Consider the following 16114-nt stretch of genomic DNA (forward strand, 5'->3'; position numbering starts at 1 on the left):
CGAAATTAGGAACACCCTGTGTGCTTGGATAAAAAGCTATGGGCGGATTTCATTCAAAGCCACTCTAATAGAGTTAAACCAGCTGACAGGTCAGCTGGTTTTGTTGTCCTTCATGAAATTGGAAGCAGGATCGTGAAGGTCGTCCCTTTGCCGATTTCGCTTTTGACGGATATCGAGCCATCGTGCATATCAATGATCTTTTTTACGATTGATAGCCCTAGGCCACTGCCGCTTTTTGTGCGTTCCCTTGCCAGGTCGGCTTTGTAGAATCGCTCGAAAATGTGGAACTGGTCTTGCTCTGATATGCCGATGCCGGTATCGGATATCGTGATCGATGCTTGATCAGCCATCTGTTGGAGCCTGATCGTGATGGTGCCATACTGCCGGGTGAACTTGATGCTATTATGGATCAAGTTGGTCCATACCTGGCTCATTAAATCTTCGTCTGCGAAGATCGAAACCTTTTCCAAAGATATATCCATTTCGAGTTCCTTTTCGAGCCAATTCGGTTCACAAGCCAAGATGATCGAGCGGATTTGCTGGTCGAGCCGGCAGCTCTTCCTTTCAAATGGGTGATGCTCGGATTCAAGGGAAGTAAGCTTCAGAAGATTATCACTCAATTTGGATAATCTCCTGCTCTCTGTCTCAATGATATGGAGGTAATGATTGCTTTCCTCCGTTGTCAGCTTATTCGATTGAAGCGCTTGTGCGAACCCTACAATGGAAGTGAGCGGCGATTGGATTTCATGTGATACGTTGGAGATGAATTCCTGGCGCATTTCCTCCATTTGCTTCAGTTGCTTCGCCATATGGTTGAAATGGCTTATGATTTCCGTCATTTCGTTTTTCTTACCTGTGTTTAAATCCAATTGGACATTATAATCGCCATTGCCAATCTTCCTTAATGCATTAATGATTTCCAAGTAGATGTTAACGCGTTTATTATGGTTGAACGCATGGATCAGGTAACCTGTGAGCATCATGATCGCGATGCTGGTAAAGATTGTCGCCAGATACTGGAGATAACCGGATATCCTTACAGGCAATAGCTGAATGATAAAGAAACCTGCTGAAAAACAAACGGAAGTGTATGTCAAAAAGCCAAGTATGCGTTTGAAAAAGGTGACATTCATTGTGTTGGCTCCAACCGGTAGCCCAATCCCCAGATCGTCCGGATCCGAAAGGGGAATTGTGATTCAGGAAACCGTTCCCGGACTCTTTTAATATGAACATCGACCGTTCGCTCATCACCTTCATAATCATAGCCCCAAATGTCTTCAATGAGTTCTTCCCTTGAAAAAGTTTTTCCAGGATAGCTTCCCAATTTAAACAATACTTCAAATTCCTTTAGTGGAATCGTATATTCGACACCCTTGAATGACAGTTGATGTGTGTTGCGGTTCATCTGTAAGTCACCGATATTCAATGTTTGGGAACTGGTGATTTTATAGCGTTTTAACAACGCCTTTATTCTAAGAACCAATTCGATTGGTTCAAACGGTTTAACCAGGTAGTCATCCGCCCCGAGTTCAAAACCCTTTACCTTCTGTGATGTTTCGCCCTTTGCCGTCAGCATTAAAACCGGGATATCACTGAATTCCCGCAATTCCTTGCATAATTGCCATCCATCCATGTTAGGCATCATGATATCGATGATGGCTAAGTTGATTTTCACCTTCTCCATCATACTCAATGCTTGAATTCCGTCCGGGGCGACATACAGATCGAATCCTTCTTTTCTTAGCAAGAGCAGAATCAGTTCGCGGATATGCGCATCATCATCGACGATCAATATCTTTGTCATCCTATTTCCGTCCTTTCGGTGAATGAATTAAGCAAGTTCAAGCTTGTGTAATTGCTGCTCTGCAAATTCACGATATAATGCATGCGTTTCATATAGCTCTTTATGTGTTCCGCTGCCTGTAATTTCCCCCTTTTCGAGGAAGATGATTTGGTCGGAACCAATTACGGTCGATAGGCGGTGGGCAATGACGATCGTTGTCCTGCCTTTCATCAAATCATTCAATGCCTGTTGAACGACATGTTCCGATTTACTGTCCAGGCTGGAGGTAGCTTCATCCAGCATCAAGATTTTAGGATTTCTTAAAAAAGCACGGGCGATGGCGATCCGCTGCCTTTGCCCTCCGGAAAGTTTCATCCCTCTTTCGCCAACTTCCGTATCATAGCCATTTGGAAGATCGGAAATGAACTGATCTGCATACGCCATTTTGGCAACCCGATTCAATTCTTCATCTGTTACATCCCGGTCTATTCCGTAGCAAATATTATCTTTAATTGTACCGGATACAATCGGACTTTCCTGTGAGACGTAGCCGATCTGACTTCTCCATGAAAGGAGCGTGAAATCATTTATCGATGTCCCGCCTATGGATATGGAGCCCTGCTGGGGCTTATAGAATCGCTCAAACAGGGAGAAAAGGGTCGTTTTCCCGCTGCCGCTTGGTCCGACAATCGCGGTCACCTTGCCCGCTTCAACCGTGAAGTTGATATCTTTTAGCACTTGTTCACCATCATTATAACGATATTCCAGGTGTTCGACCGTGATGGATTGGCTGGAATTTTGAACCTTGAGCGTTGCATCTTCCTCCACTTCAGAATCCAGAATGGAAATGATGCGTTCCGTGGCCCCGGTCGCTTTTTGGAATTGCGTAAAGAAAGCTGCCAATTGCGCCATCGGCATGATGATTTGGAAAAGGTACATGATGAAAGCAACCAGTGCACCTGCTGAAAGGGCTCCTGATGATACCCGCATCCCGCCATACCCCAAAATCAGTACGAGTAAGGCCATCATGACGAGACTCATCAGCGGACCGATCAGTGCTTGGATTTTTGCTTCCTTTAAACCATATTGAAATAATTTGATGATTCCTTTTTTTCCGTTTTCATATTCGAACGTTTCTGCATTGGATGCTTTAACAAGCCGGATTTCCGTAAGCACCTGCTGGAGGACTGCGGTGAAGCTTGCTGTCTCATCCTGCATCCCTTTCGATATGCGGTGCATTTTCTTCCCAAGTGGCAGTAATATTAAAACGGAGAGCGGGATGGCTATGAACATTAACAGCGACATTTTCCAATCAAGCAAAAATAACACGATCATGGCGCCGACGATGGAGATGATTCCGGTAACGAAGTTGGATAGGTGTTCCGAAATCAAGCCTTTCACTACCGTTGTATCATTTGTCATCCGACTGACCGTTTCGCCCGATGGATGTTCATCGAAGTAATTCACGGGTAATACGAGCAACTTTTTCCAAAGTTGATCGCGGATGCCGGCAACTACGGATTGGCCGATCTTGTTCAATAAATAGATGGAAAATCCACTGGCCAATGCCTGAACGATGATGGCAAGCACGAGAAGTGTGACCCTTTCCGCATTTAGCGAACTAAGGGAGAAATCATTGATAAGATTTTTTGTGAATAATGGGACCAATAAACTCACACCTGTTGTGCTTAAGCTTAACAGTAATGCAATTCCGATCATTATTTTAGAAGGCTTCGTTTGTTGCACCAATCGGATGAACTGGCTCCAGCCTTTTTGTTTTTTTTCCTGTTTCATTGATTAACATCCTTTCTTGTACTTCATTATAAACGGTAGTATACAAAGAAGTTATGAATTGAATATGAACTATTTTTAATAACTTGCTTGTTATAGGTAAAAGGACCAAATCGCTACCTTTAATGTGGACAGACAGACGCCGTTGCAAACGTTAGTGGAAACAGGAAAAAAGACAATTGTAATATTTGGAACATTTTGTTATATTTAAGTAGAAAATTAAATAATGAAATTAATAGGTGCAGATAATGTTGTTTATCTGCTTAAAAGGGAAGTCGGTTAGATTCCGACGCTGTCCCGCAACTGTATTTGGGAGCGATTCGAAAAAAACCACTGTTTCCGCAATGGAAATGGGAAGGGTTCGAAGAGCGAAGATCATAAGCCAGGAGACCTGCCTAATTAATGTGCATCAAGTACCTACGAGGATAGGGGGTGTTAATTGCGGACTTTTTTGGCATGGAAATGTTCCATCATTTCTCATGTTTATTTGAGTACTTTTCGTAAATTAACAGCTTCCTATGGAAGTTGTTTTTTTTATGTCAGTTTAATGGGAAAATCGCTGAATTACAAGTAATTTCGACAATTTTTGATAGCGCTTTCAATGGGTGATCTATTCAGAGGAGGAATGAAAGATGAAGGAACAAGTAAATTATTCTCCAGGGCTTGATGGAATTATAGCGGCTGAAACGAAATTATCTTTCCTGGATACAGTTCAGAGCGAGATTGTAATACGAGGATATGATCTTATCGATTTATCTGAAACGGTGGGATATTTGGAGATTGTCAACCTGCTGCTTCAAGGCAGACTTCCTGATGCAGAGGAAAAGGCAGGACTTGAAAAGGCATTGAAGAATGAATATGAAATCCCAGTGGAGATCCTGAAGATATTAAGGCTATTGCCGGAGAAAACACATCCGATGGATGCGCTAAGAACAGGCATTTCTGCTTTGGCTGGATACGATGCAAACATTGATGATCGTTCAGCTTCGGTGAATCTAGAGCGTGCTTACAAATTACTAGGCAAGGTTCCCGCCATCGTTGCAAACAGCTACCGCGTACTGAACAAACAAGAGGTGGTTCTTCCGAATAAGGATTTGTCGTATAGTTCCAATTTTTACTACATGATCACGGGTAAGGTGCCATCGGCAGTGGAAGAGAAAATTTTTGATCAATCTCTATTATTGTATAGCGAGCACGAGATGCCTAATTCCACTTTCACGGCAAGAGTGATCGCCTCGACGCTTTCCGATTTATATGGGGCTTTGACGGGAGCTGTAGCTTCGCTAAAGGGCAGCTTGCACGGAGGAGCGAATGAAGCGGTCATGTACATGCTATTGGAGGCGGGTACCGTCGACAAATTCGAACGGTTGCTTGAAGGGAAATTGGCAAATAAAGAAAAGATCATGGGGTTTGGCCACCGCGTTTATATGAAGAAAATGGATCCAAGGGCATTAATCATGAAGCAAGCATTAAAGCAGCTTTGTGATGCCAAAGGGGACGACCGTCTTTATAAAATGTGTGAAGCGGGGGAAGTGATCATGGAAAGGGAAAAAGGGCTTTATCCTAATCTCGATTACTATGCAGCGCCGGTCTACTATATGCTCGGCCTTCCGATTTCCATCTATACACCCATTTTCTTTAGTGCGAGAACGGTGGGTTTATGTGCTCATGTGATTGAGCAGCATGCCAACAACCGCATCTTCCGACCTCGTGTGAATTATATAGGCGAGCGTCATAACCGGAATGTCATTTCCAATTAAGGAAATGTAGATTACTAGCCCGCCAGATGGACGTTCTGACCAACGTCCATCATTATAATAAACAAATTTGCCGCGAAAGGGAAGATGAGAATGCTAAAAACAAATGGTATCAATCAAACGGATGTGTTATTGGAAGACATTGCGGATTATGTATTGAAGAAAGAGATCATTAGCGATGAAGCATATGAAACGGCTCGTTACGTTCTTCTTGATACGATCGGCTGCGGGATTTTAGCGCTTCAATATCCTGAATGCACTAAATTATTAGGACCGGTCGTTCCCGGCACGATCGTTCCAAATGGGACCCGCGTCCCAGGGACTTCATATGTACTTGACCCAGTGAAAGGTGCATTCAATATTGGTTGCATGATTCGCTGGCTGGATTATAACGATACATGGCTGGCCGCGGAATGGGGACATCCTTCTGATAACTTGGGCGGGATTTTGGCAGTAGCTGATTACGTAAGCCGGGTGAATATTGCAGAAGGAAAAGATGCATTAGCTGTTAAAGACGTCCTGGAAATGATGATCAAAGCACATGAGATTCAAGGTGTGCTGGCGCTGGAAAATAGCTTGAACCGGGTTGGATTGGACCACGTCCTGTTTGTGAAGGTGGCTACGACGGCTGTGGTGACAAAAGCTCTGGGGGGAACGAGAGCGGAAATCATCAATGCTTTATCCAATGCTTGGATCGATAATTCAAGCTTGCGTACGTATCGCCACACTCCAAATACCGGATCACGAAAATCATGGGCGGCAGGCGATGCCACAAGCAGGGCCGTACAACTGGCCATGATGGCCCTCAAAGGAGAAATGGGATATCCAACAGCTCTATCGGCACCAGGCTGGGGGTTCCAGGATGTATTATTCAATAAGCAAGAATTGAAACTTTCACGCAAGCTCGATTCATATGTAATGGAAAATGTCTTATTCAAAGTATCCTATCCGGCTGAGTTCCATGCGCAAACAGCAGCGGAATGTGCAGTGAAATTGCATCCGGAAGTGAAGGATCGCCTGGATGAGATAGATAAAATCAAAATCATCACACATGAATCTGCCATTCGCATCATCGATAAGGAAGGACCGTTGAACAATCCAGCAGATCGAGATCATTGTATCCAATATATAACGGCTGTCGGCTTGATCCACGGCGATGTAACAGCTGACCACTATGAGGATGAGGCGGCAGCTGACGAAAGAATCGATCGCTTGAGGAATAAAATGACAATTGTCGAAAATGAACAATACACGATCGATTATCTGGATCCGAGCAAGCGCTCGATCGCCAATGCCATCCAAATCTACTATAAGGATGGATCGGTATCGGAGTTCGTCGAATGCGAATACCCACTTGGGCACCGCTTTAGAAGAGAAGAAGCATTTCCGAAAATAACGAAAAAATTCACGGATAACATGAGCACGCATTATTCGCATAAACGGCAAAACCGAATTCAGGAGGCTTGCTTGGAGCCTGGCGCTCTTTCGAACTTGAAGGTAAACGAGTTTATGGACTTATTCATCATTTAAGGGGGACTGAAAGGATGACTTGGATCGTTAATCAACAGTCGGGACAAGCGGAATTAGCCGCTCGTTTTCGGAAGCTAATGGAAGAACCGGGCATATTACAAATTCCAGGCACCCATGATGCGATGGCTGGTCTTATAGCGAAGAAAATAGGCTTCAACGCCCTATATCTCTCAGGTGCAGCATACACGGCAAGCAGGGGCCTGCCCGATTTAGGGATTGTCACATCTGCTGAAGTGGCGGAGCGGGCCAGGGATATTATTCGTGCTACCGACTTACCGGTGCTTGTAGACATTGATACGGGGTTTGGCGGTGTCCTGAATGTGGCCCGTACGGCTAGGGAAATGCAGGAAGCGGGCATTGCGGCTGTACAACTGGAAGATCAAGACCTTCCAAAAAAATGCGGTCATCTAAATGGCAAGAAGCTTATATCGACTAGTGAGATGACGCAAAAAATAAAAATGATTAAACAGACCGCCCCATCGCTAATCATAGTGGCTCGTACGGATGCGCGTGCTGTGGAGGGGATGGAGGCAGCAATTGAAAGAGTGACTGCCTATATCGAAGCAGGAGCTGATGCGATATTTCCTGAGGCGCTGCAATCGGAAGCGGAGTTCCGCCAGTTTGCCAAGCACGTCACTGTGCCGTTGTTGGCCAATATGACCGAATTCGGGCAGACTCCTTATTATAAGGCTAAAGAATTTGAAGAAATGGGATATCAAATGGTGATTTATCCGGTCACTTCCCTTAGGGTGGCGGCAAAGGCATTTGAGCGGGTTTTCGAACAAATCATGCAGCATGGAACACAGGCAGGCGCCCTGCCGGACATGCAAACACGGAGTGAATTATATGAAACGATTTCCTATCATGATTTTGAAGGCTTGGATAAGGAGATAGCGAAAACCGTTTTAACCAAGGAACAATGATATCGTGTTAAAATATAGAATTGATGGCCCAGGGCTAGAGCTCTGGGCTTTCCGTCATGCAAAAACATTTTAAGTCTAGTTCTTATTAACTGTTTTCGAAGAGCGGTTTATGAAGGGGAAGAGGTGTAATAATGTCGGGTTTCAAATGATTTTACTATATCAAAACAATAAATTGGTATAAAAGGCTTATTCGTACTTAAAAAATGGTTCTTTTAGCCGATTAAATATGGGGATATAAAAAACAGGATAAGTTAGGTGGAAAACATGATTATTTTGAATGAGTCCGTTGTGTCACCAATTCTTCTTAAAGTGTTAGTCGAACGGCAAATTCCAGTGTTGGAACAGGGGCAATGGGCAGATACGATTACATCTGAAAGCTTAAATATTCAAGACGATACAGAATTTTTCAAGTCCATGGGAATGGAACAAAGAGTTCTTACAAACTCTGAAAATGGCATCACGGTATTAGGTCAATTTCAACCGGATAGCAATGAATACATATGGTCGAAGTTATTGAAGGATAAGAGTGAAGTGCGTAAGTTAACGAAATCTTTATATCCGGATTTCCATTTCCAAGATATTGATTTATCGATGATAGATGATCTGGATAAAGGCCAAATACCTTTTCCGGTCGTCATTAAGCCCAATATCGGCTATTCAAGCGTGGGCGTACACAAGGTCAAGAATGAGCAGGACTGGGATGTAGCCGTGGCCCAGCTTAAAGAAGACCTGCTTCACTCGGATGGGCTGTATGATTCCGAAGTGGTCGGTTCCCAAACCGTATTGATAGAAGAGTGGATACAGGGAGAGGAATTCGCCATTGATGGTTATTACGATCAAGATGGCGAGCCAGTGATTTTGAATGTATTCAAACGATTATTCAAGGATGATTATGATACTTCCGACCGAATTTACTATACTTCGAAGGCAGCCATTAACGAAATCTATGAAGATGCAATAAGGTTCATGAAGAATATTCAAACGGTCCTTCCGCTTCGGAACTACGCTGTACACTTTGAAATCCGCAAAAAAGGGGATAGGGTGATTCCGATTGAAATCAACCCCCTTCGTTTTGCCGGAGCGGGTACAACAGATTTAGGTTATCATGCATATGGGATGAACATGTATGAACACTATTTCGCGGGTACGAAACCAGATTGGGCAACGATGCTGGCAGAGATGGATGATGCGATTTACAGCTTTTTCTTTGCAGAGGTCCCGCTGGAAATCAATCTGGAGGAAGTTGCGAGTATCGATCATGAAGGGCTGCAAGATGAATTCGAACAGATTTTGGAATATAGGCAGCTTCCTTTTCAAAATGACCGGAGCATGTCGATCATTTTTTATAGAAGCGAGGACTTGAACAAGAACCGTCAATTGCTTCACTTGGACTTACTTCCATACTTGACGATAAAACAACTGGCTTTAACATAAGGGGGGCATGAGAATGAGATTATCAAAACTGAATCCTAAAAATTCACTAATGGCAAAACTATTCTTATTTTATATCATTCCATTCGTACTTTTTGCTGGTGCCATGGGACTTTGCTTTTCCTATATAACGAATAAGATGATCAACGAGAATGTCCTTCCGCAATTCGATGAGCGTCTTTCAGAAAATGCACGTAGTTTGGCAGCAAGCCTTAATCCGACTTTGATCAACAAAGCTTCTGAGCAGGGAGAAGATATCAGGCAGAAATTAGATGCCTTCGTTGAAGATAAAAAGGGCATTGAATATGTGTATGTGCTGAAGCGGGAAAACGATGCCGATACGATCGTAGCCCTGAGTGGAAGCGATGATTACATGGTGCAATCGCCTTTCACGCCGGAGCAGGCCAAATCGATAAATGGACAAGAAGATGTATTAAGTGAAATATATAAAGATAAATGGGGTACCCACAAATCATACTTTACGCCAATCAATGGAACGGACGCCATTATAGGAATTGATATGGATGCGAAGTTCATTGATGAATTGAAAAGCAGAATGATATTCTATAATATTTTATTTCTTGCAAGTGCCATCATATTAGGCGTACTGTGTGCCATTGTCATCGGGAGAAAGATCTCGGGTCCCGTCAATGAACTTGTTGGCTACACAAGTGAAATGGCAGCAGGGGATTTAAGTAAATCGATTCCGGTTGGCAGGCAAGATGAGATTGGAGATCTATCCAATGGTTTTGAGGATATGAGGTTAAGTTTGTCCCATATCATCGATAATGTACGTGAACACGCTCATACGATGAATCAAACCACTATTTCCATCCATCAATCCTTCGAGGAGATGGTCGAATCATATAGCCAGATCGTAACGGGGACAACGGAAGAAGCGAAGGCTTCGGAAGAACGTGCCCATCATATTGACCGGATTTCCAATATGATCAGTGAATTGACGGATACCATCCGCTTAATGAATGAGCAAACAAATAAGATGAATGAATTTACGATGCATGCGAATACACTTGCTGAGCAAGGAAGCGAACAAGTGCAGGATGTAACGAGCCAGATGGGCAAAATCATGGAAAACGGCCAAGCGAATAAAGCCAATTTGGTGAGCCTTGAAGAGGATGTAGTGAAGATCAACGAAGTGATCGGTTTAATAAGGGTCATTGCTTCGCAAACGAACCTGCTATCCTTGAATGCTTCCATTGAAGCGGCACGGGCGGGGGATGCCGGCAGGGGCTTTGCCGTAGTTGCCCAGGAAGTGCAAAAATTGGCTGTACAAACCGATGAATCCATCGATATCATTTCCGAATCGATTACGCGGATCAATGAGCAAACGGCGAAGGTCATCCAAAATAACGATGAAAGCTTTGAGGATATACTGAAGGGTGTTTCCTTAGTGGAGAACAACGGCGAGATTTTCAATAAGATATTCGATTCCGTAGAAAAATTGCTGAAAGGCACGGAACAACTGGCGGCCCATTCGAAAAAAATCAATGAGTCATCCGATGAGAGTTTAGCATCGGTTCAGGAAATTGCAGCGATTTCGGAAGAGGGAGTCGCAACCACTGAGCAAATCTCGGCGGCAGCCATTCAACAAAGTACGATCATGAATGGACTGAAGGAACAAAATGAAGAATTGGCTAACAAATCAGCGATACTGGAAGAAATGGTGGAAAAATTCACTACGGATAAATAACAGATCAGAAAGCAGGCTATCCATGAGCCTGCGCAGCTGCAGACAAACTCGATGATACTGGGTTTGTCTGCAGTTTTTTTGTGATAACTGAACTTTGCATGAAACCGAAGATAGAAACTAATTTCCCACAATATTGTGAGTCTCTACTATAAACGTTTCATGTCTGCGAAGTCTCATTAGTCACACGTTTCCTAAGCGAGAGGACTCGCACCTACCGTTTCGGAGAGTTTTGGGTGGAAACTAATGTGTTTACACTGTTTTTTTATCGGGTCGGGCTTTAATGCGTCAGGTTTATTTTGTCAGTGAATATAAAGAGTATTAAAAATTGCTTGAAAAAAAGTTTGGGCAAACCATTTGCAATCGCTGCCATTTAATGTTATGCTTAGTCTTAATTATTTTTGTTCGGTACTAAGGATACTAAAAGTACTACTTTTCGTTTTCGATGATGACTTAGAGCAAGGATAGTAATACAATGTGCAAATGCACTAGGAGGCAACAACAATGGAACAAGGTAAAGTGAAATGGTTTAACGCAGAAAAAGGTTTTGGATTCATCGAACGCGAAAACGGAGACGACGTATTCGTACATTTCTCAGCTATCCAAAGCGAAGGTTTCAAATCTTTAGACGAAGGTCAAGAAGTTACTTTTGAAGTAGAACAAGGTCAACGTGGACCACAAGCTTCTAACGTTCAAAAAGCATAATTTCAAAACGAAAAAAGGCAGATTCCATTTATGGGGTCTGCCTTTTTTGTTGTGTTGAAGAACGGAAGCAAAAAACCCCGCTCAGCATTTGAACGGGGAAATCGGTACAAGTAAAGTAAATCGCTTAAAAGGTTTGCCTAAGTATATCATAGTTTTCCAAGAAATATTAAATATAATATACGTTTCCAGACAGGGAAAGGGAAATCCGGCGATCATTGGGTGGAATTTTCCCTAGCCCCTTATTTGAAGCATGAAGGGCAGGCTCGAGTTTTTGTGCGTGAAAAAGGCCAACCAGGTACCTTCGATGGAAGAGAAACAAAAACCCTTAATCTACATATAAAGATATATAGCCCGCTTTCACATTGAGGGGGGAAGTTAATCATTCAAATATAGGTTTGAATAATCAACAAATTATGGTATATTTTAATCAAATGAAGATTTGAATGAAGGGTGTGAAAAGATGATTCAACAAAAAGATGTATGTGATGTCCATCTGCATGATCAAGTAAAGGTCAATCGCATTCAGAAAGAAATGAGCCACGTCGATATATCCAGCATATCAAAGCTGTTTAAGGTGATAGGTGATGAAAATAGGGCGAAAATAGCCTATGCACTTTGTGAGGATGAGGAATTATGTGTGTGCGATCTGGCCCATATCATCGGTGCCTCGATGGCGACAACGTCTCATCATCTTCGTACCCTCTATAAGCATGCCATCGTTAAATATCGAAAAGAAGGAAAGTTAGCATTTTATTCATTGGATGATCACCATATCAAGCAATTGATTCTCATTGCATCAGAACATCAGCAGGAGGTGAGGTCTGATGGTTGAATCGCCTTCAAAAACATATCGGATCCAAGGTCTATCCTGCACGAATTGTGCGGCTAAGTTTGAGAATAATGTCCGTAGCCTGGAAGGTGTGAACGATGCAAAAATCAATTTTGGCGCATCAAAGATTTCGGTACAGGGAAGCGCGACGATTGAAGAAATCGAAAAGGCAGGAGCCTTCGATAACCTGAAAATCCGGGATGAACAGCAACAGGTTTCGCATAAGGAGCCATTTTGGAAACAAAAAGAAAATATGAAAGTGGTATTCTCGGCCATCCTGTTGTTGATCAGCTGGATATTGGGTAACCAATATGGTGAAGGGAGCGCCTTGCCGGTAATCGGATATGCGGCAGCCATCATAATTGGAGGTTATTCATTATTTCTGGATGGCTTGAAGAATCTCTTCAGACTTCGATTTGATATGCACACCTTAATGACGGTTGCCATCATCGGAGCGGCAGTGCTCGGTGAATGGGGCGAAGGGGCGACTGTCGTCATCTTATTTGCCATCAGTGAAGCGCTGGAGAAATATTCGATGGATAAAGCCAGGAATTCGATCGAATCATTGATGAATATCGCGCCTAAAGAAGCCTTGATCCTAAGAGGGCATCACGAAATGATGGTCGCTGTCGATGAAATCGAGGTAGGAGACACGATGATCGTTAAACCAGGTCAGAAGCTTGCCATGGACGGAAGGATCATGAAGGGTGCCTCGACACTTAACCAAGCAGCCATTACAGGTGAATCGGAGCCGGTATATAAAACGGTTGATGGTGAAGTCTTTGCAGGAACCTTAAATGGTGAAGGTTTGCTGGAAGTGGAGGTCACGAAGCGCGTCGAGGATACGACAATTGCAAAAATCATACATCTAGTCGAAGAAGCACAGGCTGAAAAAGCGCCTTCCCAGGCTTTCGTGGACAAATTCGCTAAATACTATACACCGGCAATCATGCTCATTGCTTTGGCAATTGCCGTCTTGCCGCCGCTTGCAGTGAACGGGGATTGGGCTGAGTGGATATACAGGGGATTGGCTGTACTCGTCGTAGGCTGCCCGTGTGCTCTGGTCATTTCCACGCCCATTGCCATAGTTACAGCGATTGGGAATGCAGCCAAAAATGGTGTATTGATTAAGGGTGGAATCCATTTGGAGGAAGCGGGAGCCTTAAAGGCGATTGCTTTTGATAAAACGGGTACATTGACGAAGGGCATTCCTGTTGTGACCGATTTTAATTTGTTGGCAAAAGGACATAATCCACAAGTTGTGTTGGGCATTGCGGCTGCTTTGGAAAGCAGAACGCAGCACCCTCTTGCCACGGCCGTCATTCAAAGGGCGGAGGAACAAGGTGCCGAGTATCGTTCTTTAGTGGTGGAGGATTTCACTGCCATCACTGGCAAAGGGATAAAAGGGAGCATCAACCAAGAAATCTATTATATTGGCAAACCGCATCTATTTGAAGAAGTATCAGGGTTAGTTTTCCGTAGTGATGTGCTGGAGCAAATCAGCAGCTTTCAAAATGAAGGGAAAACGGTGATGCTGCTTGGAGATCAAATGGAGCTCCTGGCGCTTATTGCTGTCGCAGATGAAATAAGGGAAAGCAGTAAGGAAGCGATTCGCAAACTGCATTCTCTAGGTATTGAAAAAACGATCATGCTGACGGGGGACAATAGCGGAACGGCAAAAGCGATCGGTGCAGCTGCGGGCGTTGATGAAATCGAGGCGGAGCTTTTGCCCGAAAATAAATTGACGATCATTAAGCAATGGAAGCAAAAATATGGGCGAGTGGCGATGGTGGGGGATGGCGTCAATGATGCCCCCGCATTGGCAGCTTCCACGGTAGGGATTGCCATGGGTGGCGCGGGCACTGATACGGCCCTTGAAACAGCCGATATTGCCTTAATGGGTGATGATTTATCGCGGCTGCCGTATACGATCCGTTTAAGTCGTAAAACGTTGAAAATCATTAAGCAGAACATCACGTTTTCCTTGGTGATCAAAATCCTGGCCTTATTATTGATCGCTCCTGGCTGGTTAACTTTATGGATGGCAGTATTTGCCGATATGGGTGCGACCTTATTAGTTACGTTGAACAGTCTTAGATTATTACGAATAAAAGAATAGTAGTTTCATATAAGTTCCCCGTCGCTTATTTTAGGTGCGGGGTTTTTTCTCGATCTTACCAATTGTTTCATGTGAAACTTCATAATGATGCATCCATTTCCCTTTTCAAAACGTACATAGAATAGAGCGTAGAAATTGTTATGGATGATCCAAATATTGCTATAATAAGTAATTATGGTAGGAAGGGGACTTCAATGAACGATATAGATATAGAGCTATACGAGAAAGTTCATCTTGGGGATAAGCAGGCCCTCGAAAAAATATATGATCGTTACGAAAAGATCCTATATTCCCTGTCTTATAAAGTTACTGGACAGAAGGAATTGGCGGAGGAAGCGGTACAGGAAGTGTTCATAAAAATCTGGACGAAAAAGGGGACGTATCATGCATCCAAAGGGAAGTTCTCCAGCTGGATCATGACGATGGCCCGAAATGCAAGTATCGATTTGTTAAGAAAAAGAAGAGATATACCCTCCGACTTTGAATATGAACAGATCCCGGATGAGAATCCAAGCGTGGAAAATCTCATCGAGTGGAAGGAAGAAGGCACCATGCTGAGGCAGGCCGTGTCGGAATTAAGCGAGGAACAACAAAAAATGATTAACTTATTTTATTTTAAAGGCCTGTCACAACAGAGCATTGCCTCGGAGTTTGAAATTCCACTCGGGACCGTTAAAGGGAGAGTCAGATTGGCGCTCAAGCATTTACGAAAGATTATCCCGCAAAAGGTAAGTAAAGGGGGAGAGCTTGATGAATAATAATCCATGTGAATGGCTTTTAGATTACTTCAATGGACAATTGGATGAAGTCCCTCGAAGGAAGTTTGAAAATCATCTCGCGGAATGCAAAAATTGCCGTGAGGAATTAGATGAACTGGAGATGCTAACGAAAGACTTGGCATTTACAGCTGAACCGGTTGATCCGCCAAGTGATATGAAACAGCGAATTTTGGGAAATGTATTTGAAACGGAGAAAGAAGAGCAAAAGCCCGTATTACAGCAACCGGTTGAAAGAAGAAAGGGAAATGGTTGGGTGAAGCCCTTGTTGGCAGCCGTCTTATTTGCCTCATTGCTTGGAAATGCCTACACCTTGCTTTCTAAGGATCAAGAGGAAAACAATGCAGGGGAAAGACGGGAAACCATCGATAGGCTTCAAACGAGCGTTGCCTTGAAACCGGGTGAAGGGGCTCCTTTCAATGGAAGGGCGACGATGGTTGAGAAAAATAATAGAACGGAAATGATCATTCAAGCGGAAAATCTTGAATCGACAGAAGGCTCCGAGGTGTATCAGGTTTGGCTGCTGGAAAAGGGTAAGCCTTTTAGAGCCGGGACATTCGTGCCGAATGAAGATGGCCTGGGCGCAGTGACGTATCATCTGGATGAAGCTGGTGAGCATGAGTGGGATACAGTAGCAATCACGCTTGAGCCCTCGGATGATAGCAAAATTCCTAAAGGGGATATTATCTTAAGCAGTGAATTATAGCCATTGGGCGGGGATGTAAGCTCGCGTCCGCAGTTTTAGCCAAAAAGGCTTCGGAA

General features: G+C 43.6%; 13 protein-coding genes and 1 riboswitch. Of the genes, 10 read left to right on the forward strand and 3 right to left on the reverse strand.

Annotation, left to right across the window (positions count from 1 at the left end; genetic code table 11):
- Nucleotides 1–110: 110 nt before the first annotated feature.
- The 3 genes from ABE28_RS00930 to ABE28_RS00940 are packed head-to-tail and all read right to left on the reverse strand — an operon-like array spanning nt 111 to nt 3577.
- A complete protein-coding gene (locus ABE28_RS00930; protein ID WP_064462153.1) occupies nt 111–1133 on the reverse strand; it encodes a sensor histidine kinase in 1023 nt (340 codons plus the stop codon).
- Nucleotides 1130–1804, reverse strand: coding sequence for a response regulator transcription factor (locus ABE28_RS00935; RefSeq protein WP_064462152.1), 675 nt, complete (start codon nt 1802–1804; stop codon nt 1130–1132). The genes ABE28_RS00930 and ABE28_RS00935 overlap by 4 nt, the downstream gene beginning before the upstream one ends.
- Nucleotides 1805–1831: 27 nt before the next feature.
- Nucleotides 1832–3577, reverse strand: coding sequence for an ABC transporter ATP-binding protein (locus ABE28_RS00940; RefSeq protein ID WP_064462151.1), 1746 nt, complete (start codon nt 3575–3577; stop codon nt 1832–1834).
- A gap of 217 nt (nt 3578–3794) precedes the next feature.
- A riboswitch (cobalamin riboswitch) is annotated at nt 3795–3987 on the forward strand.
- 219 nt (nt 3988–4206) lie between these two features.
- Here ABE28_RS00940 and mmgD point away from each other — a divergent pair.
- The 10 genes from mmgD (at nt 4207) to ABE28_RS00990 (ending at nt 16058) form a co-directional block, all read left to right on the forward strand.
- Nucleotides 4207–5334: a citrate synthase gene (mmgD, locus tag ABE28_RS00945; protein WP_064462150.1), complete on the forward strand. Its 1128-nt coding sequence runs from the start codon at nt 4207–4209 to the stop codon at nt 5332–5334.
- Nucleotides 5335–5424: 90 nt separating this feature from the next.
- Nucleotides 5425–6861, forward strand: coding sequence for a 2-methylcitrate dehydratase (gene prpD / locus ABE28_RS00950; RefSeq protein WP_064462149.1), 1437 nt, complete (start codon nt 5425–5427; stop codon nt 6859–6861).
- A gap of 14 nt (nt 6862–6875) precedes the next feature.
- A complete protein-coding gene (gene prpB / locus ABE28_RS00955) occupies nt 6876–7784 on the forward strand; it encodes a methylisocitrate lyase (RefSeq protein WP_064462148.1) in 909 nt (302 codons plus the stop codon).
- A 264-nt stretch (nt 7785–8048) separates the two neighbouring features.
- Nucleotides 8049–9218, forward strand: a complete 1170-nt coding sequence (locus ABE28_RS00960) for an ATP-grasp domain-containing protein (RefSeq protein WP_064462147.1) — start codon at nt 8049–8051, stop codon at nt 9216–9218.
- Nucleotides 9219–9231: 13 nt separating this feature from the next.
- Nucleotides 9232–10926 (forward strand): methyl-accepting chemotaxis protein, encoded by a 1695-nt coding sequence (locus ABE28_RS00965; RefSeq protein ID WP_064462146.1) that lies wholly within the window; start codon nt 9232–9234, stop codon nt 10924–10926.
- Between the two features lie 501 nt (nt 10927–11427).
- A complete protein-coding gene (locus ABE28_RS00970) occupies nt 11428–11628 on the forward strand; it encodes a cold-shock protein (RefSeq protein WP_034304915.1) in 201 nt (66 codons plus the stop codon).
- Between the two features lie 463 nt (nt 11629–12091).
- Complete coding sequence (locus ABE28_RS00975) at nt 12092–12460, forward strand: ArsR/SmtB family transcription factor (RefSeq protein ID WP_064462167.1); 369 nt, start codon at nt 12092–12094, stop codon at nt 12458–12460.
- Nucleotides 12453–14576 (forward strand): heavy metal translocating P-type ATPase, encoded by a 2124-nt coding sequence (locus tag ABE28_RS00980; protein ID WP_064462145.1) that lies wholly within the window; start codon nt 12453–12455, stop codon nt 14574–14576. Before ABE28_RS00975 ends, ABE28_RS00980 begins: the two co-directional genes overlap by 8 nt.
- A gap of 194 nt (nt 14577–14770) precedes the next feature.
- On the forward strand, nt 14771–15334 hold the full coding sequence (locus tag ABE28_RS00985; RefSeq protein ID WP_064462144.1) for an RNA polymerase sigma factor: 564 nt from the start codon (nt 14771–14773) through the stop codon (nt 15332–15334).
- Nucleotides 15327–16058 carry an anti-sigma factor gene (locus ABE28_RS00990; RefSeq protein ID WP_064462143.1) on the forward strand — a complete coding sequence of 244 codons (732 nt, stop codon included), beginning with the start codon at nt 15327–15329 and terminating at the stop codon, nt 16056–16058. Before ABE28_RS00985 ends, ABE28_RS00990 begins: the two co-directional genes overlap by 8 nt.
- The last annotated feature ends 56 nt before the right edge of the window (nt 16059–16114 follow it).

The organism is Peribacillus muralis (assembly GCF_001645685.2).
Lineage (GTDB): Bacteria > Bacillota > Bacilli > Bacillales > DSM-1321 > Peribacillus > Peribacillus muralis_A.